The sequence below is a fragment of the Tropicimonas sp. IMCC34011 genome (genome assembly GCF_003390865.1).
Taxonomy (GTDB): domain Bacteria; phylum Pseudomonadota; class Alphaproteobacteria; order Rhodobacterales; family Rhodobacteraceae; genus Tropicimonas_B.
This window is the reverse complement of record NZ_QMEJ01000001.1, coordinates 549308-569849: the sequence shown is the minus strand read 5'-3', so window position 1 is coordinate 569849 and position 20542 is coordinate 549308. Positions and strand designations below refer to the sequence as shown.

Below are 20542 nucleotides of genomic sequence, written 5' to 3'. Positions count from 1 at the left end.
TCGTGCGGCGGTCCTGGGGCTCGTGGTCGGTCAGTCTTCGGTCTCGTGCAGGTTGATCGGCTGGGAGGGCATGATGGTCGAGATCGCGTGCTTGTACACGAGCTGGGACTGTCCATCCCGGCGCAGGAGCACGCAGAAATTGTCGAACCAGGTGATCACACCCTGAAGCTTGACCCCGTTGATGAGAAAGATCGTGACCGGGACCTTCGTCTTCCGGACATGATTGAGAAATGCATCTTGTAGATTCTGCTTATCGGCAGCCATTCTGTGTAGCCTTTGTTCATCGTTCTTCGCCGCGATCGTCCCCTCCCCGCGGCCGGGATCGGCGGCGATGACGAGTGCCCCTGCGTTCTGCGTTCGCACTATGGAGAGGCGCGGAACGGGTTTCCACCCCCGAACAGGGGTATTCGGCGGCATTTTTCAAGCGAAGACCCGGCGGATCGTTCGTCAGCCGCGCCAGAACTCGGGGTTGAAGAGGGCAATGATGGCCAGCGTCTCCATCCGCCCCACGACCATGGCGACCGCCGCGATGGCCTTTCCCCAGTCCGTCAGGAGCGCGAACGAATACTCGGGCTGCTGGATCACGGCGACGAGCGGGCCGGTGGAGGAGAGTGCGGCGACGGACAGGACCATGGCCTCGTCGAAGCTCATGCCGGTGGCGGCGAGAAGGCCCGAGCAGACCGCCAGCGAAATCGCGAAGAGCATGAAGAAGATCCAGGCGATGAAGGCGCCTTGCCGGCGGATCCGCCGCGCCTCCCGCCCTGCGCCGCCGATGGAGTGGGGATGGACGAGCCGCTCCATCTCCCGCACGCCATGCTTGTAGAGCGCGAAGACCCGCAGGAGCTTCACGCCGCCCGCCGTGGTCGCGACGCCGCCGCCGACGAGGGCCGCGGCAAGCAGGATGAGGCCCGGCGATTGCAGGCCCGACCACCATCGGGCGGTGTCCCACTCGGCGCTGACGAAGCCTGTCGTGGTCAGGAACGACAGCAGCGAGAAGATGCTGCCCCAGAGCGCACCTATGGCGGAGCCAAGATCCGCTTCGAGGCGGCCCTCGTAGGCACCGATCCAGTGGCGCAGGAACAGGAGCACCGGCACGAGGGTCACGCAGGCCGTCGCCATTCGCAGCTCGGGATCATTCGACAGGCGCTCCCACGTGGGCAGGCGCCCCTCGGTCCAGAACGTCGCGCGCGAGACGCCGAAGACGAGGAAGACGAAAATGATCATTTCCCCCGGAATGCCGGAAACTGAGGCCGCCGTCCCCCCCGTTGGGCTGATGCCACTCGTCGCGAGGGTCGACATCGCATGGCAGATCGCCGTCAGCGGGCGTTCTCCGGCAATGGCGAGGGCGAGCCATAGGAGGCCCGTCAGACCCGCATAGATCGGTGCGAGCGTCTCGGCGATGCGGTACAGCCTGCGGTCCGCCTCCTCCGCGCTGATCCGGTCCGGGCGGGCCCCCGCTCCGGCGCGCAGGGTTGAGGTGACCTCGAACCCGCCCAGGTTCATCGGCGCCAGAAGCCCGAACGCCGCGACCCAGATCAGGAAGCCGCCGAGCCAGCCGACGGTCGCGCGCCACAGATGCACCGTGTCGGGCAGCGCGAGCGGCCGCCACAGCGTCGCGCCGGTGGTGGTGAGGGAGGAAACCATCTCGAACCACGCATCGGGCAGGCTCACGCCCGCTGCAGCCTGTACCGGCAGGGCGAGGTAGACCGGCAGGAGCGTGTAGGCGGCGACGAGGGTCAGAAGATGGCTGCGCGAAACGTTCCGCACCGGCGCGGCAGAGGTGGCAAGGCCGAGAAGCGTGGTCCCGATCACACCGAACGCGCCGGCGAGCAGAAAGGCGCGCGCCGACTGCGCATCCTCGACGGCGACGGCATGGAAGACCGGGAGGAACATCGCGAGCGATGCGATGCCGGACAGGACCACGATCAGGGGAAGGCGCGGGACGCGCATGTGATCAGAAGAAGTCGATCGAGACCTGAAGCAGGCGCTCGACCTCGGGCACGTCCGCGGCGAGGGCGAAGATCATCACGATGTCCCCCTCCATGATCCGCGTTCCGCCCTGGGGATGGATAATCTTCCGGCCGCGCTTGATCGCCCCGATGAGCGCGCCTTCGGGAAAGTCGGTTTCCCGCACGAGTTGCCCGGAGATGGGGGAGGTGGACAGAACCTGCGCCTCGATCACTTCTGCTTCCGCATCGCCGATGGAGTACACGCCGCGCACCCTGCCGTGCCGGATATGACGCAGGATCGAGGAGACCGTGGTGGCGCGGGGGTTGATGTAGGCATCGATGCCGAGCGGGCCCATCAGGGGCACGAGCGTGGGATCGTTGACGAGGCAGATGGTCAGCGGGTTGCCTGCGGTCTTTGCGCGGACGGCGGCGAGGAGGTTCACCTTGTCGTCGTCGGTGACGCAGAGGACGGCATCGGCCCGGTCGACATTCGCCTCCATCAGGAGGCCCATGTCCAGCCCGTCGCCGTTCAGCACGATCGTCCGCTCCAGCGCGTCGGCGGCCCGCTCGGCATTGCCGCGGTCCCGCTCGATGACCTTCGCGCGGATGCGGCGGGTCTGCTTTTCCAGCGCCTGCGCAACCGCGAGGCCCACGTTACCTCCACCGACGATGACGACGCGCTCCTGCTTCCGGGTGGACTTGCCGAAGATCTCGAGCGTGCGGTCCACATCGGTCTGGCTTGCCGCAACGTAGATCTGGTCGCCGGCGAACAGCTGGTCCCGCGCGTCGGGCGCGAAGAGCGTCCCGTCCCGGCGGATACCGACGACGATGGCGGCGAGGGTGGAGAAGAGATCGGTGAGCTGCCGCAGCGGCGTGTCTAGGACGGGGCATTCGGGGCCGAGCTGGAGCCCCAGAAGCTGGACCTCGCCGTCGAGGAACTGCTCCGTGTCGAAGGCGGCGGGGGCGGAGAGGCGCTGGATCGCCGCGTCCGCCACCTCCCGCTCGGGCGAGATCACCACGTCGATCGGCATGTGATCGCGGCGGTAGAGGTCCGAGTAGATCGCCGTCAGGTAGGATTGCGCGCGCAGGCGGGCGATCTTGCGCGGGACGGCGAAGACGGAGTGGGCCACCTGACAGGTGACCATGTTCACCTCGTCCGAATGGGTCGCGGCGATGACCATGTCCGCATCGCGCGCGCCGGCGGCCTCGAGGACGTCGGGATAGCTCGCGAAGCCGGCGATGCCCTGAACGTCCAGCGCATCGGTGGCACGGTTGACGAGGTCGGGATTGCTGTCCACGACCGTGACGTCGTTCTGCTCGCCCGATAGGTGGCGGGCGATCTGCCAGCCGACCTGTCCCGCCCCGCAGATGATGACCTTCATGGCACCTCGGTGTTCAGCCCCAACGCCGGCAGGGATGGCAGAGGGGAGGGGACGCGTCAACGCTGCCCGGCGCTCATGGCCGGGGGCGGACGCTTACTGTGTCAGCGTAGGCTTCAAGAGGCGCGGGCGGCGCGTCATCTCCGCGAGCGACACGGCCGGAGCGTTCGGCCCGCCGAGACGCAGGGTCCGTGCCCGCAGCTCCTCGATGGCTTCGGAGGACCCCGCCGGCAGGGTTTTTGCCGGGATCGGACGGCCGACGGTCAGGCGGTAGGGCTGCCTGCCCTTGTTCAGCGTCTCGTGGAAGAGCGTGATGTCCCGCAGCGACGGGTGGAGCAGGTCGAAAAGGTAGAAGAGCACCGAATTGCGGGCGCGAATGTTGATCGGGATCACGTCGAGATCGAACTTGCGCGCGATCATCGCTGCCGACGCCATCCATGGGCGCTCGTGCAGACTGAGGCCGCGGCGCTTGGCAAGGCGGCCCGACGGAAAGATCACGCCGATCCGTCCGTCCTTGATGGCCTTGCGGGTGTAGGCCATCGTCTCGCGGGTCTTGGCATGGGTCCGCTTTTCCTCCCGCCATTCGACGGGGCAGATCATCGTCTCCATCTGCGGCATGACCCGAAGGATGTCGCTGTTGGCGTAAACGAAGAGGTCAGGACGCTTCGCTCTCAGAGCGTGCCACAGAATGACGCCGTCCGCGATGCCGGTGGGGTGGTTCGCCACGACGAGCGCGGGGCCGCTGGCGGGGATGCGGTCGAGCCCGGTGATCTTGACATCACGCGCGATGATCCCGGCCACGCGGTCCATAATTTCAGCATTGGGCGCGTCGCGGAGTTCGGAGCCGAGCTCGAGCGTCTTGTCGTAACTCAGGGTCTTGTCGAGCAGGTGGCGCGCGGAGCGGCAGAACGCGTTATCCTTGAACAGCCACTTCGCGCGCTCGGCGATAAGGGGATCTATTCTGTCACGCATCTGGATCCCTCGGCCTGGGCTGGCTCGTCCAAAGAACACCGCACATACGAAAAAGGCGGCACGGCCCTAGATATAGGCCGCGCCGCCCGGTGACAATGCGGCGCGCAGGGAGGCGCGCCGATCTGCCGATGGTCAGGCCGCGTCACGGCCGGATGCGCCCTGCTCGACCGCATCCTTGATGGTGCGGACGAAGGCGTCGAGGTCGTCGGGGTTGCGGCTGGTGATCAGGTTCCCGTCATGGACGACCGTCTCGTCCACCACATCGGCCCCGGCATTCCTCAGATCGGTGCGGATGGACGGGAAGGACGTCGCACGGCGGCCCTTGAGCACGTCCGCCTCGACGAGGAGCCACGGCCCGTGACAGATCGCAGCAAGCGGTTTGCCGCTATCGGCGAAGGCCTTCACGAACGAGACCGCCTCGGGGATCGTCCTCAGCTTGTCGGGATTGATCTGGCCGCCCGGCAGGACGAGCGCGTCGTAGTCGGCCGCGTTCGCGTCCTTCAGGGACAGGTCCGCAGGCTCGGTGCTCCCCCAATCCGTCTCGTCCCAAGAGCGCACGTCGTCGCCCTCCGGAGAGATGATGTGGACCGTGGCGCCAGCCTTCTTCAGCTCGTCCCGCGGCACGGTCAGCTCGACCTTCTCGAAGCCGTCGGTGGCGAGGATGGCGATTTTTGCGGTTTCGATGGTGGGCATGTGAAGCCTCCGTTCGTCTTGTGTCATTTGAATGTGAAACGGCTTGGGGGAGGGTGCTGTTCCAATCGCCCCCGCCCGCCACGCAGGATCGTGAGGAGGGGCCGGTGCACTGGTGCCCCCGCGGCGGACGGGGCATGGTGCGACGAGCCGAATTCGAAGGGGAGCTCGGAGCCATGTTCACCGGGTTGATTGCTTATGTCGCCACGCCGATGAATGCGGATGGCGAGGTGCGGAGCGAGACGCTCGGGAGGCATCTCGATCGCCTCGCCGCATCCGGAATCGCCGCGGTGGGGCTTCTCGGGAGCACCGGGTCCTACATGTTCCTCGGAGCGGCCGAGCGGCGCCGGGCCGTCTCGGCCGCCGCCGAGGCGATCGGCGGAAGGGCCCGGCTTGTCGTCGGCGCCGGCGCGTTGCGGACCGACGAGGCGGCTGCGGCGGCGCGGGACGCGGCCCGCGCGGGGGCGGACGGCTTGCTCCTCGCCGCCGTGTCCTACACCCCTCTGCGCGCGCTGGAGGTCGAGGCGCATGTTACCGACGTCGCGCAGGCGACGGACCTGCCTCTTTGCCTCTATGACAATCCCGCCGCGACACGCTTTGCCTATACGCCCGAGCTTGCCGGGCGTCTCTCCGCGCTTCCCACCGTGACCGGCATCAAGCTGATCGCGGAGGATCGGGACCGCATTGGGGCGCAGCTGGCCTCCTATCGGCGCGCGCTCCCCGAGGCGTTCGCGATCGGGTTTGCCGGCGATGCGAACAGCCCGGCAGGGCTCGCCATGGGGGCGGACGCCTGGCACAGCATCCTCGCCGGCTTCGCGCCGGACTATGCCCAGGCGCTCTGGTCGGCCGCCCGGTCCGGCGACGAGGACGTCCTTGCGCGGCTCCATGGCCGGGGTGCGCCGCTCTGGGATCTGCTTCGCGAGTGGGGCGGGCTCCGCGTCGCACATGCGGCCATGGAGCTGGAAACGCGGGAGGACTGGCCCCCGCAACGCCCGCTCCAGCCGATGTCGCCGGATGCCCAGGATGCCCTGTCGGCGGCCCTCGAGCGTCTGCGGGACTAGGGCCTACTTGTTGTAATACTCGCGGAACCACGCGACGAACCGCTCGATCCCGTCCCTCACGTCGGTCTGTGGCTTGTAGCCGGTCAGCGTGTGCAGAAGGTCCGCATTCGCCCAGGTGGCCGGCACGTCGCCGGGCTGCATGTCCATGTAGTTGCGGATCGCCTCCCGGCCGAGCGACTGCTCGATGGCCTCGACGAAGTCCATCAGCCGGACCTTGTCCGAGTTTCCGATATTGACCACGCGGAACGGCGCCACGGGGGAGAGGCTGTCGCCCTCGGGCACAACGCCGTCCACCGGCCGGACGGGCGCGGCATCCATCAGGAGGCGAATGCCGCGGACGAGATCCTCGACATAGGTGAAGTCGCGGTACATCTCGCCGTGATTGTAGATATCGATGGGCCGTCCATCGAGGATCCGGTCGACGAACTTGAACAGCGCGAGGTCCGGCCGGCCCCAGGGCCCGTAGACCGTGAAGAAGCGGAACATGGTCGTCGGCAGGTCCCACAGATGCGCATAGGAATGGCCCATGCTCTCGTTCGCCTTCTTGGTGGCGGCGTAGATCGTGAGCTGGGTGTCGGCCTTGTCGGTCTCGGCGAACGGCATGTCCTCGTTGGCGCCGTAGACGGAGGAGGTTGAGGCCATCATCAGGTGTCTCACCTTCAGGCGGCGCGCGGCCTCCATTACGTTGAAGGTGCCGATGACGTTGCTGTCGATATAGGCGCGGGGGTTCTCGAGGCTGTAGCGCACGCCCGCCTGCGCGGCGAGGTGGACGATGACGTCCGGCTGGAACTCCTCCGCGACGCGGTTGAAGAGCTCGGCGTCCTCGAGCTGGCCCTCGGTCGCGGTGAAGTTCGGATCCTGCAGCAGCATGGCGTGGCGGCGGCGCTTCAGCGCGACGTCGTAATAGTCGCTCATCCCGTCATAGCCGAGGACGACGTAGTTCTCCGAAAGAAGCAGCTTTGCGAGGTGGTAACCGATGAAGCCGGCGGTTCCGGTGATCAGCACGCGTTCGCTCATGGGGTTCGCTCCTTGGGGTCCCGTGCCACGCGCTTAGCAGCCTTGCCGCACGGGGGCCAGTTGACGTCGCCCGTCGCCGCGGAGATTGTCCGCGGAACTTTCCGGAATGAAGGACAGCGACATGCGGTTTGCGACATTCGCGAGGGCCGGGCGGCTCGGTTGGGGCGCGCTGACGGAGGGCGGCATCGTTCCGGTTCCGGGGCGGGGGCGCACGCGGGGAACGCTGAAAGGCGCGATCGCCGGCGGGCTGCTGACGGAGGCCGCGGAATATGCCGCGGGCCGCCCGGCGGAATTCGCGCTTTCGGACGTCACGCTCCTGCCGCCGATCCCCGATCCGGCCAAGATCTTCTGCATCGGGGTCAACTACGCCGCGCACCGGGAGGAAACCGGGCGCAAGGAGGTCGGGCATCCGACCGTCTTCACCCGCTTCGCCGACAGCCAGGTCGGCCACGGCCAGGCGATGGTTGTGCCGCGGAACTGCGAGCGGTTCGACTACGAGGGCGAGCTTGCCGTGGTGATCGGGCTTGGCGGCCGGCATATCGGCGCGAAGGACGCGATGGCGCATGTCGCTGGCTATTCGTGCTACAACGACGGCTCCGCGCGGGACTGGCAGCGCCACACGAGCCAGTTCACGCCCGGCAAGAATCACCCCGGATCGGGCGCCTTCGGTCCGGCCCTCGTGACGCCGGACGAGATCGGCGATTACCGCGAGCTGCCGATCGAGACGCGGCTGAACGGCGAGGTGGTGCAGCAGGGCAAGCTCGACCAGCTCCTCTTCTCCATCGAGGAGGTGATCGCGTACATCTCCGGCTTCACGCCCCTCCAGCCCGGCGACGTCATCGTCACCGGCACGCCCTCCGGCGTCGGCGAGCGGCGCGATCCGCCACTCTACATGAAGGCGGGGGACGTGGTGGAGGTGTCGGCGGGTGCCGTCGGCACCCTCGTCAATCCCGTCGTGCAGGCGGACTAGACGCGCCTCTCGCCGCCTTGCGGGCCTTCTTCTCCTCCCGCTCGGCGGCCGCAACCTCCGCCGCGGCGAGGGAGAGGCGGCCCCAGCGGAGCGCTTCCTCGGGGTCGTCGAGTGCGCCCTCCGGCAGGGACATGAAGCCGGGGATTTTCCGCGGACCGCGCTTGGTGTCATAGGCGAAGGGCAGGGCGCCGGCCTCAGCGTAGGAGGCGCTCAGATCGCCTCCGGCTTTCATGTAGAGGACGTCATCGATCACGACGGCGATCATCGCATCGCCGATATAGAGCCCGACTCCGCCGAACATCCGGCGGGGTCGGATGTCTCCCAGCGGCTCGAACAGATCCCGTGCAAGCTCGATCAGGCCGGGATCGGCGGCCATGTCAGGTTTCGGCGAACTTGATCGATTCCCCGCAGCCGCAGGCCTCGGTGACGTTGGGGTTGTTGAACCGGAAGCCGCTTTCGAGAAGCGAGGTCGCGTAATCGATTTCGGTGCCGAAGAGGAACATCTGGGCCATCGGAGCAATCATCACCCGCGCACCGTCCTGCTCGACCACCTCGTCGTTCGGATCTATCTCGGTGGCGTAGTCCATGGTGTATTCCATGCCGGCGCAGCCGCCCTTCTTGATGCCGATGCGAAGGCCCGTCGTTCCGTCCCGATCCATCAATCGCGCGATCTGCGCGGTTGCGGCGGGGGTGAGTGTGACGGCCTGTTTTCCGGGTATGCCGAACATCGCGAGGCGCCCTTCCTGCTTCTGGGTCCTGAGAACCCAACATAAGGCCGGACCGCGCCCGGCTCAACGGGGCGATGACGCGCAGGCGCCGTCCGCCTCAGGCGGCCTCGGCCGGATTTGCCTCGGGAAAGACGGTTTCGCCCTCCTCCTGCATCTTTGCCGCGGCCTTGAGGAGACGCTCGCGCACCGTGCAGGAGATGACCCAAGAGGTCGACGGATCGGTCGTCGGAACCTTGAACATGACTTCCTGCCCGAAGATGTCGTGGCCCGCGACATGGACGCCGCGATCTTCCTTCGGGCCGATTTCCCAGTCCTCCGTATCGCAGCCCTCGTCGAGGATGTGATTATAGGCATCCCGCAGCTTCTCGATATTCGCGGAATGGGACAGGCGGATCATCACCGGGCGGACCATGTCCGAATTCTTCAGGGTCCAGTTCTCGTAGACCTCGGAGGTGAACTCCGTCACCGGCACGATCAACCGCTCGCCCGACCAGACGCGGAGCTGAACGTAGGTGAAGTTGATCCGTTCCACGACCACCATATAGCCCTTGAAGAGGAGACGGTCCCCGATGCGGGCGGACTGGTTCAGACTGATCTGCAGGCTGGCCATGATGTTGGACAGCACGTTGCGCGCCGCGAAGCCGAGTATGATCGTCAGCGCGCCGGCGGAGGCGAGGAGCGTGAAGCCGACGCTGCGGAAGACGTTGGCGCTCGACAGCACGATCCCGGCCGCCACCACCACGACAATGACGATGGCCGCCCGGCGGAACGCCGCGAGCCGCGTGGCCACGGACCGGCGATACTCGAATTCCGGTCCGCTGGCGGAGAGCGTCTCGTTGTCGAAGGACACGATCCGGTCGAGGATCCTGTCGATGCCGTTCACCAGCAGCAGCATGATCGCGATGGTGTAGCCGAGCACCGTGAGCGGCTGGAGAAAGACGTCCACCTGCCCCGAGAAGACGAAGAGATTGGCGGTGATCGTCGAGATGACGAAGGTTACGACGGCGATGATCGCGGGCCAGCGGCTGGCTTTGATCACGTCCTGCAGAATCCGGCGCCCGGTTCGGCGCGAGATCGCCTGGATAACATGCGAGGTCGCGAACCCCGCGATCGCGGCTGCCCCGGCAAGAATGGGCAGCGCGAGGACCTCCCACCACCTGAGGCCCCAGAATGCCCGCTCCCTCAACGTTCCGGGCAACCTCTGCTCGATCCTCGAGGGGCCGTAGAGTTCGGCCAGCCGCGGAACGTTCGCGACGGTCGTCTTGGAGAAGAGCCAGACCGCGTTGCCATTCTCGGGCTTCACCCGATTGAGCAGGATCGGCACGGAGCGCTTGTCCATCGACAGGACCCAGATCCGGATGGACCGGCGGGCGGAGGAAGCGGGATCGCTGCCGGACGCGGAAAAGTCGATGCCGTCGGGGCGGTCGGGCAGGTCGTGCCAGTCGATCAGCACCTTGCGGTCGATGACCGAGGCCAGGGAGCGGGCGAGCAAGGGACCCCCCGCAGCCTGCTCCTCATCGCTGTAATCGCCGAGGTTCAGCAGATGCGCCGCAGCCTGCCAGTCCTCGGCCTCCGCGGCGGCACGGAAGCTCTCCATCGTGCCTTGCGGGGTCGAGCGATCCACCCAGTCCGGCAGCTCGCCGAGGCCGGCATTGATGGTTTCTTGATTGAAGAATTCCCCGGATTCGCTGGAGCTGGCGCTCCCCCCGCTGCCGGGACCGGTGCCGAGGCTTCCCGCATCGAGCTGTGCATGAGCCGGAAGCCCCGCCACGAGAAACAGAAGGAGCATTCCGGCGAGCGGGCGGAGAAATGATGCGATCATGAGGATCCGAACCGGATCATCACGCGATTGTTCCCTCCGGCCGCGAGATTGGCCGAAGGGGAGCGCCCGATATCACATGAAGCCGAGTTCGAGCCGGGCCTCGTCGCTCATCATCTCCATGCCCCAGGGCGGGGACCACGTCAGCTCGACCTGAACCTGCTTGACCCCCGGAAGCGGCTCCACCGCGTCGGCGACCCAGCCGGGCATCTCCCCGGCGACCGGGCAGCCGGGCGCGGTCAGCGTCATCAGGATGCCGACCTCGTTCGCCTCGTTGATATCGATCGTGTAGACGAGGCCGAGGTCGTAGATGTTCACCGGAATCTCCGGATCGTACACGCTGCGGCAGGCGTCCACGACGGTGTCGTAGAGCGGATGGTCTGTGCTGGACGGCCGGATCAGCGGCTCGCCTTCGATCTGATCGGTCATGGCTGCCCTTTCGAGAATGTCAGCCCCATATAGGAAACCCCTCCGGGCCCGTCCACCGCCGGCGGCCAGCAGGCGGTCTCGGATGAGGGACGCTTGGCAAGGCGCGCGCGTGCGCCTAGAGGCACTCCCATGACCCGCACCTTCTCCTTCACGCTCGAGGCCACGGACGGCGCTGCGCGCCTCGGCCGGATCGAAACCCCGCGCGGCGAGATTCGCACGCCCGCCTTCATGCCGGTCGGGACGGCCGCCACGGTGAAGGCGATGATGCCCGAAAGCGTGCGCGCCACGGGCGCCGACATACTGCTCGGCAATACCTACCACCTGATGCTGCGCCCCGGCGCGGAGCGGATCGCCCGGCTGGGGGGGCTTCACACCTTCATGAACTGGGAACGGCCGATCCTGACGGATTCGGGCGGCTTCCAGGTGATGAGCCTCGCCGATCTGCGCAAGATGACGGAGCGGGGGGTGACCTTCCGCTCCCATATCGACGGCTCCAAACATGAGCTCACCCCGGAAAGCTCGATGGAGATCCAGCGCCTCCTCGGGTCGGACATCGTGATGGCGTTCGACGAATGCACCACATTCCCGGCCGAGAAGGAGGTTGCGGCCTCGAGCATGGCGCTGTCGATGCGGTGGGCCGAGCGCAGCCGCGACGCGTTCGGGGACCGCCCGGGCCATGCGCTCTTCGGCATCCAGCAAGGCTCCGTTTACCGCGACCTGCGACAGGAGAGCGCCGAGGCGCTCAAGGCGCTCGACTTTCCGGGCTACGCCATCGGCGGGCTCGCGGTGGGCGAGGGACAGGAGGCGATGTTCGACGTGCTGGACTACGCCCCCGGCATGCTGCCGCAGGATCGCCCGCGTTACCTCATGGGCGTCGGCAAGCCGGACGATATCGTGGGCGCGGTGAAGCGCGGCGTCGACATGATGGATTGCGTGCTGCCCTCGCGGTCGGGCCGGACCGGGCAGGCCTTTACCCGCCGGGGCGCGGTGAACATCAAGAACGCGCGCCACGCCGATGATCCGCGCCCGCTGGACGAGCAGTGCACCTGTCCCGCCTGCCGCCACTACTCCCGCGCCTATCTCCACCACGTCTTTAGGGCGGGCGAGATGATCTCCGGAATGCTGCTGACCTGGCACAACCTGCATTACTTCCAGGAGATCATGCAGGGGATGCGGGAGGCGATCGCCGCCGGCACCTTCGAGGCGTGGGAGCGGGATTTCCACGCGGTACGGGCCGGGGGTGATCTCGATCCCGTGTAAGGATGGTTTCGTAAGCGATTGACGCGAAACGATATTGATCGGACGAGCGAGTGCGATCCCGGCCGGGAAGTATCCGCGGCGGGCTCTTCCGACGGGAATGGGTCCTCCGCCGGCGACACGTCCGAGGCGGTCGCCGGTGTGCCCTGTCCCGCGCCGCGCGCAGGCCGTCTGCCCGAGCCGGGTTCCGCCGCCATTCGCTCGTCCGGGCCAATGCGACGGTGCGTCAGTGCACGTTGTTTGCTCGCCGCACCCCATTAGGTCAGCTCGCAATTCCCGCATCATCCTGCGGGTCGAGACAATCGACAGGAGTTCCACCGATGTCTGGTGAAAAACTATTCACGCCCCTCAAGGCGGGCGCGATCGAAATGAAGAACCGCGTTGTCATGGCGCCGCTGACCCGCAACCGGGCAGACCACGAGACGGACGCGCCCGTCGCGATGAACGTCGAGTATTACCGTCAGCGCGTCGGCGCCGGCCTGATCATCACCGAGGCGACGCAGATCAGCCCCGAGGGCAAGGGCTACGCCTTCACCCCCGGCATCCATTCGGACGAGCAGGTCGCGGGATGGAAAGAGGTTACGGATGCGGTCCATGCCCTGGGCGGCAAGATCGTGCTGCAGCTCTGGCACGTCGGCCGTATCAGCCACGTCTCCCTTCAGCCCGAGGGAAACAAGCCAGTTGCCCCGTCCGCCGTCCAGGCCGGCGTGCAGACCTTCGACGGCACCCAGATGGTCGACGTCTCCGAGCCGCGCGCCCTTGAGACGGACGAGCTTCCCCGGATCGTGGACGATTTCAGGAAAGCCGCCGAGAACGCCAAGCGCGCCGGTTTCGACGGGGTCGAGGTGCACCTCGCCAACGGCTACCTTCTGGACCAGTTCATGCGCGAGGATTTGAACTCCCGTGAGGACGGGTATGGCGGCTCCATCGAGAACCGCGCGCGCCTGTCCCTCGAGGTGGTGGACGCTGTGACCGAAATCTGGGGACCTGAGCGCACCGGCGCCCGGATTTCCCCGTTCTCGCCGGCCAACGATGCGCCGACGACGGGCGCGCAGGAGCAGTTCGCCTACGTCGTGAAGGAGCTGAACGACCGCGGCCTTGCGTTCCTCGACGTGATCGAGGGCGCCACGGGTGGCAGCCGGGAGCTGTCCGACGGGCAGGACCTCGAGGCGCTGAAGGCGCTCTGGTCCGGGGTCTATATCGGCAACAACGGGTACGATCGGGATCTTGCCGTGAACGCTGTCGAGTCGGGCTCCGTCGATGCCGTGGCCTTCGGCCGCGCCTACCTCGCCAATCCCGACCTCGCCGAGCGTCTGGAGGCCGATGCGCCGTTGAACGATCCGAACCCCAAGACGTTCTATGGCGGCGGGGAAGAGGGCTACACCGACTACCCGACACTCGCCGAGACCCGGGCGGCCTGATCCGGCTTCAGGTCCCGGAGACAGGAGGAGGGGCGCGGCGCAACTGCCGCGCCCCTTTGTATATCGCTCAAATCCTGCTCTCCGAAGTGTGACGTGCCCTTGCCGCGGGCTCTCGCGACAGGCAGACTGCGTCCCTGTCCAGAAGATCCGCGATTGAACGGGGCGGCCGGCATACCCACCTGAATGCCGTTGCCCGGAGAAGGGCGAGAGGTTGCCGCTTGGCGGGACCCGACCCTTCTTGCCAAAGAGAACAAAGGAACCCGAGCATGACTGATCAAAAGAGCCAATCCTATCCGGTCCTGCCGCTTCGTGACATCGTCGTCTTTCCGCACATGGTCGTTCCGCTCTTCGTCGGTCGCGACAAGTCCGTGCGCGCGCTTGAAGAGGTCATGCAGGATGACAAGGAAATCCTGCTGTCGAGCCAGAAGGACCCGGCCGAGGACGATCCGGATGCGGATGGCATCTACCGCGCCGGCGTGCTGGCGAACGTTCTGCAGCTTCTGAAGCTGCCCGACGGCACCGTGAAGGTGCTGGTCGAAGGCCGCAGCCGCGTGACCATCACCGAATTCACCCGCGACGACGACTTCTTCGAGGCGCGTGCCGAGCCGCTCGAGGAAACGGCAGGGGACGAGGAGACCGCCCGAGCCCTCCTGCGCTCCGTCTCCGAGGAATTCGAACGCTACGCCAAGGTGAAGAAGAACGTCCCCGAGGACGCTCTTGCCGCCGTGTCCGAAACGAAGGAGCCCGCCAAGCTGGCCGATCTCGTCTCGGGCCATCTCGGCGTGGACGTGGGCAAGAAGCAGGAACTGTTGGAAACGCTCTCCGTCGCCGAGCGGCTGGAGAAGGTCTATGGCCTGATGCAGGGGGAGATGTCCGTCCTGCAGGTCGAGAAGAAGATCAAGACCCGCGTCAAGTCGCAGATGGAGCGCACCCAGCGGGAATACTATCTGAATGAGCAGATGAAGGCCATTCAGAAGGAGCTCGGGGACGGCGAGGACGGCCAGAACGAGGTGGCCGAGCTGGAGGCGAAGATCGCCGAGACGAAGTTCTCCACCGAGGCGCGCGAGAAGGCCGAGGCGGAGCTCAAGAAGCTCAAGAACATGAGCCCGATGTCGGCCGAGGCGACGGTCGTGCGCAACTACCTCGACTGGATGCTGTCCATCCCGTGGGGGACGAAGTCGCGCGTCAAGAAGGACCTGGGCCGCGCCCAGCAGATCCTCGATGACGATCACTACAGCCTCGAGAAGGTGAAGGAGCGCATCGTCGAGTACCTCGCGGTGCAGCAACGCTCCAAGAAGCTGAAGGGGCCGATCATGTGCCTCGTCGGCCCTCCGGGCGTCGGCAAGACCTCCCTTGGCAAGTCGGTCGCGAAGGCGACGGGGCGTGAGTTCATCCGCATCTCGCTTGGCGGCGTGCGGGACGAGAGCGAGATCCGCGGGCACCGCCGGACCTATATCGGCTCCATGCCCGGCAAGATCATCCAGGCGCTGAAGAAGGCGAAGACCACGAACCCGCTCATCCTGCTCGACGAGATCGACAAGATGGGTCAGGATTTCCGAGGCGACCCGGCGTCGGCCATGCTCGAAGTGCTGGATCCGGAGCAGAACGGCACCTTCTCGGATCACTACCTCGAAGTCGAGTACGACCTGTCGAACGTGATGTTCCTGACGACGGCGAACTCGTACAACATGCCCGGACCGCTTCTCGACCGGATGGAGATCATTCCGCTCGCCGGCTACACCGAGGAGGAGAAGGCCGAGATCGCGCGCCGGCATCTCATCCCGAAGCAGGTGAAGGATCACGGTCTGAAGAAGGCCGAGTTCCGCATCGAGGACGAGGCGCTGACAGAGATCATCCGCACCTACACCCGCGAGGCGGGCGTGCGGAACCTCGAGCGGGAGCTGGCGAAGCTCGCGCGCAAGGCCGTGACCCGGATCGTCAAGAAGGAGGTCGAGAGCCTCGTCGTCACGACGGACAACCTCGAGGACCTGCTCGGAGTGAAGCGTCATCGCTACGGTCTGGCCGAGAAGGAGGACCAGATCGGCGTCGTCACCGGTCTTGCCTATACCTCCGTCGGCGGGGACCTGCTCCAGATCGAGGCGCTTCGCCTGCCGGGCAAGGGCCGGATGAAGACCACCGGCAAGCTCGGTGACGTCATGAAGGAATCGATCGACGCGGCCTCCTCCTACGTCCGCTCGATCGCCCCGGCGATCGGGGTGAAGCCGCCGAAGTTCGACACGATGGACATCCACGTTCACGTGCCGGACGGGGCGACCCCGAAGGACGGGCCGTCGGCGGGCCTCGCGATGGTCACCGCCATCGTCTCCTCGCTGACGCAGATTCCGGTCCGCAAGGATATCGCCATGACGGGCGAGGTCACCCTGCGCGGCAATGCCTCCGCCATCGGCGGGTTGAAGGAGAAGCTCCTCGCGGCACTTCGGGGCGGCATCACGACCGTGCTGATCCCGGAGGAGAACGAGAAGGACCTGCCGGAGATTCCGGACAACGTGAAGGAGGGGCTGACGATCATCCCCGTGTCCCACGTGAGCGAGGTTCTGGAGCACGCCCTCGTGCGCAAGCCGACGCCCATCGAATGGGACGAGGCGGCCGAGGAAGCCGCGGCCGCGGCGCGCGCGGCCGAGCTTGCCGCGCGGATGGGTGATCCGGCGCAGACCACGCATTGACGCCGGTCTGACCCGACAAAAAGGGGGCGTTCGCCTTAAGTGGCGGGCGCCCCCTTCTTCTGTAGCGGAGCGCTTGCAGACGTTTTACGGCACGGCTGGATGCGCGGTCGAGGCCGGGGCCGGCGGGGGCACCGGATCCCGCGCGCATCAATCCGCTGTTCCCGTGGCGCGTCCTCTTGTCTTTATCCGCCGTTCACCGCAAACGGCATACGCGATCGTGACTGCCGGACCGGGGGGCTTTCGGCCAGCCAGGTTTTGACCAGAGGGGCGCGACGCCCTATACATCGGCGAGCTTTTTCCGGAGATTGCACCATCATGCTCAGGGCTCTCACTTCGCTCTTCGGCGGCCTGTTCACGCTCCTGACCACGGGGGCACTGTTCGGCGCGCTGCTGATCGGCGGCATCTTCTGGATGTATGGCCGGGAGCTCCCCGATCATGACGATCTCGCGACCTACGCGCCGAAGACGATCTCCCGGATCTACTCCACCGAGGGACGGATCATCGACGAGTTCGCCGTCGAGCGGCGCCTCTTCGTGCCCGCGAGCGATATCCCGGACTTGGTGAAGCAGGCCTTCATCTCGGCCGAAGACAAGAACTTCTACTCTCACCGCGGCTACGACCCGCTCGGCATGGTGGCCGCGGCGGTCGACGCGGCGCAGGGCGGTCGCCTTCGCGGCGCATCCACGATCACCCAGCAGGTGATGAAGAACTTCCTGCTCTCGGGCGACCGCTCGGTCGAGCGGAAAATCAAGGAACTGATCCTCGCCTCGCGCGTGGAGGAAGCCCTGCCGAAGGACAAGATCCTCGAGCTCTATCTCAACGAGATCTATCTCGGCGTGAACTCCTATGGCGTCGCCGCCGCGGCGCAATCCTACTTCAACAAGGACCTGGACGAGCTGTCCCCCGGCGAAGCGGCGTATCTCGCCGCGCTGCCGAAGGCGCCCTCCAACCTTCATCCCGTCCGGGATTACGACGCCGCCGTCGCGCGCCGGAACTTCGTCCTGCGGGAGATGCTCGAGAACGGGTATATCAGCAATGAGGCCTACGAAGCGGCCAAGAACGCGCCACTTCAGACCGTCCAGAGCGACGATCTCGAAGGCTACCGCACCGAGCTTCCCCCCCGCAGCTATTTCACCGACGAGATCCGCCGCCAGCTGTCGGGCACGTTCGGGGAGGAGGAGTTCTTCGGCGGAGGTCTGACGATCCGCGCCACCGTGGACCCGGAGCTGCAGATCGAGGCCGCCGGGGCCCTGCGCGAGGCGCTCGAGGATTACGACCGCTCCCTCGGCCGCTGGCGCGGCTCCGGCAAGACGATCGAGACGGATCGCCTCGGCTCCGAAGAGGCCTGGCGCGCCGCCCTCGCCGAGGTGGACATCGCGCGCGACATCGATCTTGAGAACGAGTGGCACCCCGCCGTCGTCCTCGCCCTCTCCGATGCCGGCAATGCGCGGCTCGGGATCGAGGGCGTCGAGGAAACGGAGGAGGGCAACTGGGTCACGTCCGACGACATGGGCTGGATTTCCCGCGCCTCGCGCCCCTCGGAGATCCTCGAGGTCGGCGACGTGGTCCATGTCCGCAAGATGACCTCGGACGATGATGGCTCCTTCATCCGCTGGACGCTGCGCCAGGTGCCGGAGGTCGAGGGCGGGTTCATGGCGATGGACGTGCATAACGGACGGGTCATCGCCATGCAGGGCGGCTTTTCCTATCAGCACTCGGTCTTCAACCGCGCAACCCAGGCCACGCGTCAGCCCGGCTCGGCCTTCAAGCCCTTCGTCTACGCCGCGGCGCTCGACTCCGGCTACACGCCCGCCACCATCGTCGTCGACGCGCCCATCGAGGTGGACACCGCGCAAGGCGTCTGGCGGCCGAAGAACTCGTCCAACAAGTTCTACGGCCCGACGCCGCTGCGCACGGGCATCGAGCAGAGCCGGAACCTGATGACCGTCCGCCTCGCGCAGGAAGTCGGGATGGACACCATCGCGCGCTATGCCGAGGAGTTCGGCGTCTACGATGACATGAGCCCCTTCCTCGCCAACGCCCTCGGCTCCGAGGAAACCACGATCTTCAAGATGGTCGCGGCCTATTCCATGTTCGCCAATGGCGGCGAGCGGGTGGAGCCGACGCTTGTCGACCGGGTCCAGGACCGCTGGGGCAAGACCGTCTACCGCCACGACCAGCGCTCCTGCGCCGACTGCACGCTGGCCTCGCTGCCCTCCGGCGAGGCGCCGCGCATCGTGGCCGACAACGAGCGCGTCATCGACGCGATCACCGCCTACCAGCTCACCTCGATGCTGCAGGGCGTCGTTCAGCGCGGCACCGCCGCCGGCATCGTCACGCTGCCCGTTCCGGTCGCCGGCAAGACCGGTACGACGAACGACGCGAAGGATGTCTGGTTCGTCGGCTTCACCAGCAATATCGCGGCCGGCTGCTACATCGGCTACGACCGTCCGCGCAGCCTCGGCCGCGCCTATGGCGGCACCACCTGCGGTCCGGTCTTCGACCGGTTCATGAAGAAGGCGACGGCGAAGTACGGCGGCGGCAAGTTCAAGGTCCCGCCGGGCGGTCACTTCGTGAAGATCGACCGCTTCTCGGGGGCCCGTCTGCCGGACAGTGCCTCCGGTCCCAATGTCGTCGCGGAGTATTTCCGTGACGGGGCGGATCCGCTCATGGGCTTCGGCGGCGCCGTGGTCGATGGCGGCTTCGCCATGGGGAACAACCTGCCGATGTTCTCCCGCGGGGAAACCGACCGCGGGGCGGGAGAGGTCGTGACCACCTCGACCGGCCGGCAGGTCAAGATTGCCCCCAAGGCCTCCTTCGGCTCCATGAGCTCCGGCGGCCTGTACTGATCATCGCCGGACGCCTGGGCGCTCCCTCGAGAGGGCGCCCGCTTGCCGCGCGTCGCCGCGCGGGATAGAAGCTGTGTCCGACCCGAACTTTGGAGAACCGCCATGCGGGCCGAAGCCCAGAACACCGCCGAGCGGATCCGCAAATCGCTGAAGCTCCTCGGCCAGCGCCTGGATCGCGAGACCGCGGATCACCGGCTCGAAGAGTTCGACGCCCGCGTCGAGAACCCCGACCTCTGGAACGATCCGGCCGCCGCACAGAAGCTCATGCGGGAACGTCAGGCGCTGGTCGATGCGATCGGAACGCATGACGGCATCGCACAGGAGCTCGAGGATCAGATCGAACTGATCGAGCTTGGCGAAGCGGAGGGGGACGACGAGGTCGTCGCCGAAGCCGAGGCCGCGCTGAAGTCCCTCGCCGAGAAGGCCGCCGCCAAGGAGATCGAGGCGCTGCTGGACGGTGAGGCGGATTCCAACGACACGTTCCTCGAGGTGAATGCTGGGGCAGGGGGCACGGAAAGCTGCGACTGGGCCAGCATGCTCGCCCGGATGTATGTCCGCTGGGCGGAATCCAAGGGCTATGACGTCGAGCTGCAGGCACGGAGCGACGGCGAGGAGGCGGGCATCAAGTCAGCCACCTACAAGATCACCGGGCACAACGCCTATGGCTGGCTGAAATCCGAGAGCGGTGTCCACCGTCTCGTGCGCATCTCGCCCTATGACAGCTCAGCGCGGCGACACACCTCCTTCAGCTCGGTCTGGGTCTACCCGGTGGTGGACGACAATATCGAGATCGAGGTGAACCCGGCCGATATCCGCCTCGACACCTACCGCTCCTCCGGCGCCGGCGGCCAGCACGTCAACACGACGGATTCCGCCGTCCGGATCACGCACATCCCCACCGGCATCGTCGTGACGAGTTCCGAGAAGTCCCAGCACCAGAACCGGGACATCGCCATGAAGGCGCTGAAATCCCGGCTCTACCAGATGGAGCTGGACCGTCGCACTGCCTCGATCCAGGAAGCCCACGAGGCCAAGGGAGAGGCTGGCTGGGGCAACCAGATCCGGTCTTACGTCCTTCAGCCCTACCAGATGGTGAAGGACCTCCGGACGAACTTCGAGACCTCGGATACGCAGGGCGTCCTGGACGGTGATCTCGATGGCCTGATGGGCGCGACCCTCGCTCTCGAAGTCTCCGGCAAGAGCCGCAGCGAAGCGCAGGCCGAGTAGGCCGCCGACCGGGGGGCGGTCGCTGCTGGGACGGCGCATCGCAGGATCAGCTCATTTGCAAGAGCGCAAGCCGACGACGCGGACCAGGG

General features: G+C 66.6%; 17 protein-coding genes. 7 read left to right on the top strand and 10 right to left on the bottom strand.

The genetic code is table 11. From position 1 onward, the window contains the following. Window positions 1-30: 30 nt before the first annotated feature. The 5 genes from hfq to DQG15_RS02720 form a co-directional block, all read right to left on the bottom strand. A complete protein-coding gene (gene hfq, locus DQG15_RS02740) occupies window positions 31-264 on the bottom strand; it encodes an RNA chaperone Hfq (protein WP_116082543.1) in 234 nt (77 codons plus the stop codon). Window positions 265-447: 183 nt separating this feature from the next. Further along, window positions 448-1950: a TrkH family potassium uptake protein gene (locus DQG15_RS02735; protein ID WP_116082542.1), complete on the bottom strand. Its 1503-nt coding sequence runs from the start codon at window positions 1948-1950 to the stop codon at window positions 448-450. Between the two features lie 4 nt (window positions 1951-1954). Then, window positions 1955-3331 carry a Trk system potassium transporter TrkA gene (gene trkA, locus DQG15_RS02730; RefSeq protein ID WP_116082540.1) on the bottom strand — a complete coding sequence of 459 codons (1377 nt, stop codon included), beginning with the start codon at window positions 3329-3331 and terminating at the stop codon, window positions 1955-1957. A 93-nt stretch (window positions 3332-3424) separates the two neighbouring features. Next, window positions 3425-4300: a lysophospholipid acyltransferase family protein gene (locus DQG15_RS02725; protein ID WP_116082539.1), complete on the bottom strand. Its 876-nt coding sequence runs from the start codon at window positions 4298-4300 to the stop codon at window positions 3425-3427. Window positions 4301-4432: 132 nt separating this feature from the next. Beyond that, window positions 4433-4993: a type 1 glutamine amidotransferase domain-containing protein gene (locus DQG15_RS02720; RefSeq protein WP_116082537.1), complete on the bottom strand. Its 561-nt coding sequence runs from the start codon at window positions 4991-4993 to the stop codon at window positions 4433-4435. A gap of 134 nt (window positions 4994-5127) precedes the next feature. On the opposite strand from DQG15_RS02720, the gene DQG15_RS02715 reads away from it, so the two are divergent. Next, entirely contained in the window at window positions 5128-6051 is a 924-nt protein-coding gene (locus DQG15_RS02715) for a dihydrodipicolinate synthase family protein (RefSeq protein WP_116082536.1), read from the top strand. A 3-nt stretch (window positions 6052-6054) separates the two neighbouring features. Here DQG15_RS02715 and DQG15_RS02710 read toward each other — a convergent pair whose 3' ends face one another. Beyond that, the gene (locus DQG15_RS02710; RefSeq protein WP_116082534.1) at window positions 6055-7068 is read right to left on the bottom strand and encodes an NAD-dependent epimerase/dehydratase family protein; all 1014 of its coding nucleotides are present in this window, start codon (window positions 7066-7068) and stop codon (window positions 6055-6057) included. Between the two features lie 121 nt (window positions 7069-7189). Between DQG15_RS02710 and DQG15_RS02705 the strand changes: the two genes are divergently transcribed. After that, window positions 7190-8038 (top strand): fumarylacetoacetate hydrolase family protein, encoded by an 849-nt coding sequence (locus DQG15_RS02705; protein ID WP_116083694.1) that lies wholly within the window; start codon window positions 7190-7192, stop codon window positions 8036-8038. Here the strand turns inward: DQG15_RS02705 and DQG15_RS02700 are convergent. From DQG15_RS02700 to DQG15_RS02685, 4 genes are all read right to left on the bottom strand, one after another. Further along, on the bottom strand, window positions 8013-8414 hold the full coding sequence (locus DQG15_RS02700) for a TfoX/Sxy family protein (RefSeq protein ID WP_116082532.1): 402 nt from the start codon (window positions 8412-8414) through the stop codon (window positions 8013-8015). The genes DQG15_RS02705 and DQG15_RS02700 overlap by 26 nt on opposite strands. A gap of 1 nt (window position 8415) precedes the next feature. Next, window positions 8416-8766, bottom strand: a complete 351-nt coding sequence (locus tag DQG15_RS02695) for an iron-sulfur cluster assembly accessory protein (RefSeq protein WP_116082530.1) — start codon at window positions 8764-8766, stop codon at window positions 8416-8418. A gap of 97 nt (window positions 8767-8863) precedes the next feature. After that, entirely contained in the window at window positions 8864-10588 is a 1725-nt protein-coding gene (locus tag DQG15_RS02690; protein WP_116082529.1) for a mechanosensitive ion channel family protein, read from the bottom strand. A 72-nt stretch (window positions 10589-10660) separates the two neighbouring features. Further along, the gene (locus tag DQG15_RS02685; protein WP_116082527.1) at window positions 10661-11014 is read right to left on the bottom strand and encodes an SUF system Fe-S cluster assembly protein; all 354 of its coding nucleotides are present in this window, start codon (window positions 11012-11014) and stop codon (window positions 10661-10663) included. A 129-nt stretch (window positions 11015-11143) separates the two neighbouring features. On the opposite strand from DQG15_RS02685, the gene tgt reads away from it, so the two are divergent. The 5 genes from tgt (at window position 11144) to prfB (ending at window position 20453) form a co-directional block, all read left to right on the top strand. Further along, window positions 11144-12274: a tRNA guanosine(34) transglycosylase Tgt gene (gene tgt, locus DQG15_RS02680; RefSeq protein WP_116082526.1), complete on the top strand. Its 1131-nt coding sequence runs from the start codon at window positions 11144-11146 to the stop codon at window positions 12272-12274. Window positions 12275-12591: 317 nt separating this feature from the next. Beyond that, complete coding sequence (locus DQG15_RS02675; RefSeq protein ID WP_116082525.1) at window positions 12592-13692, top strand: alkene reductase; 1101 nt, start codon at window positions 12592-12594, stop codon at window positions 13690-13692. Between the two features lie 266 nt (window positions 13693-13958). Next, complete coding sequence (gene lon, locus DQG15_RS02670; RefSeq protein ID WP_116082523.1) at window positions 13959-16376, top strand: endopeptidase La; 2418 nt, start codon at window positions 13959-13961, stop codon at window positions 16374-16376. Window positions 16377-16691: 315 nt separating this feature from the next. Continuing rightward, entirely contained in the window at window positions 16692-19226 is a 2535-nt protein-coding gene (locus DQG15_RS02665; RefSeq protein WP_116082521.1) for a penicillin-binding protein 1A, read from the top strand. 102 nt (window positions 19227-19328) lie between these two features. Then, a complete protein-coding gene (gene prfB / locus DQG15_RS02660) occupies window positions 19329-20453 on the top strand; it encodes a peptide chain release factor 2 (protein WP_116082520.1) in 1125 nt (374 codons plus the stop codon). Window positions 20454-20542: the final 89 nt, after the last annotated feature.

Coding starts and splice junctions, on each gene's coding strand:
- DQG15_RS02715 (WP_116082536.1), top strand. CDS start 5,128: ATGGTGCGACGAGCCGAATTCGAAGGGGAGCTCGGAGCCATGTTCACC.
- DQG15_RS02725 (WP_116082539.1), bottom strand. CDS start 4,300: ATGCGTGACAGAATAGATCCCCTTATCGCCGAGCGCGCGAAGTGGCTG.
- DQG15_RS02685 (WP_116082527.1), bottom strand. CDS start 11,014: ATGACCGATCAGATCGAAGGCGAGCCGCTGATCCGGCCGTCCAGCACA.
- prfB (WP_116082520.1), top strand. CDS start 19,329: ATGCGGGCCGAAGCCCAGAACACCGCCGAGCGGATCCGCAAATCGCTG.
- DQG15_RS02735 (WP_116082542.1), bottom strand. CDS start 1,950: ATGCGCGTCCCGCGCCTTCCCCTGATCGTGGTCCTGTCCGGCATCGCA.
- lon (WP_116082523.1), top strand. CDS start 13,959: ATGACTGATCAAAAGAGCCAATCCTATCCGGTCCTGCCGCTTCGTGAC.
- DQG15_RS02720 (WP_116082537.1), bottom strand. CDS start 4,993: ATGCCCACCATCGAAACCGCAAAAATCGCCATCCTCGCCACCGACGGC.
- DQG15_RS02705 (WP_116083694.1), top strand. CDS start 7,190: ATGCGGTTTGCGACATTCGCGAGGGCCGGGCGGCTCGGTTGGGGCGCG.
- trkA (WP_116082540.1), bottom strand. CDS start 3,331: ATGAAGGTCATCATCTGCGGGGCGGGACAGGTCGGCTGGCAGATCGCC.
- DQG15_RS02710 (WP_116082534.1), bottom strand. CDS start 7,068: ATGAGCGAACGCGTGCTGATCACCGGAACCGCCGGCTTCATCGGTTAC.
- tgt (WP_116082526.1), top strand. CDS start 11,144: ATGACCCGCACCTTCTCCTTCACGCTCGAGGCCACGGACGGCGCTGCG.
- DQG15_RS02690 (WP_116082529.1), bottom strand. CDS start 10,588: ATGATCGCATCATTTCTCCGCCCGCTCGCCGGAATGCTCCTTCTGTTT.
- DQG15_RS02695 (WP_116082530.1), bottom strand. CDS start 8,766: ATGTTCGGCATACCCGGAAAACAGGCCGTCACACTCACCCCCGCCGCA.
- DQG15_RS02700 (WP_116082532.1), bottom strand. CDS start 8,414: ATGGCCGCCGATCCCGGCCTGATCGAGCTTGCACGGGATCTGTTCGAG.
- DQG15_RS02665 (WP_116082521.1), top strand. CDS start 16,692: ATGCTCAGGGCTCTCACTTCGCTCTTCGGCGGCCTGTTCACGCTCCTG.
- hfq (WP_116082543.1), bottom strand. CDS start 264: ATGGCTGCCGATAAGCAGAATCTACAAGATGCATTTCTCAATCATGTC.
- DQG15_RS02675 (WP_116082525.1), top strand. CDS start 12,592: ATGTCTGGTGAAAAACTATTCACGCCCCTCAAGGCGGGCGCGATCGAA.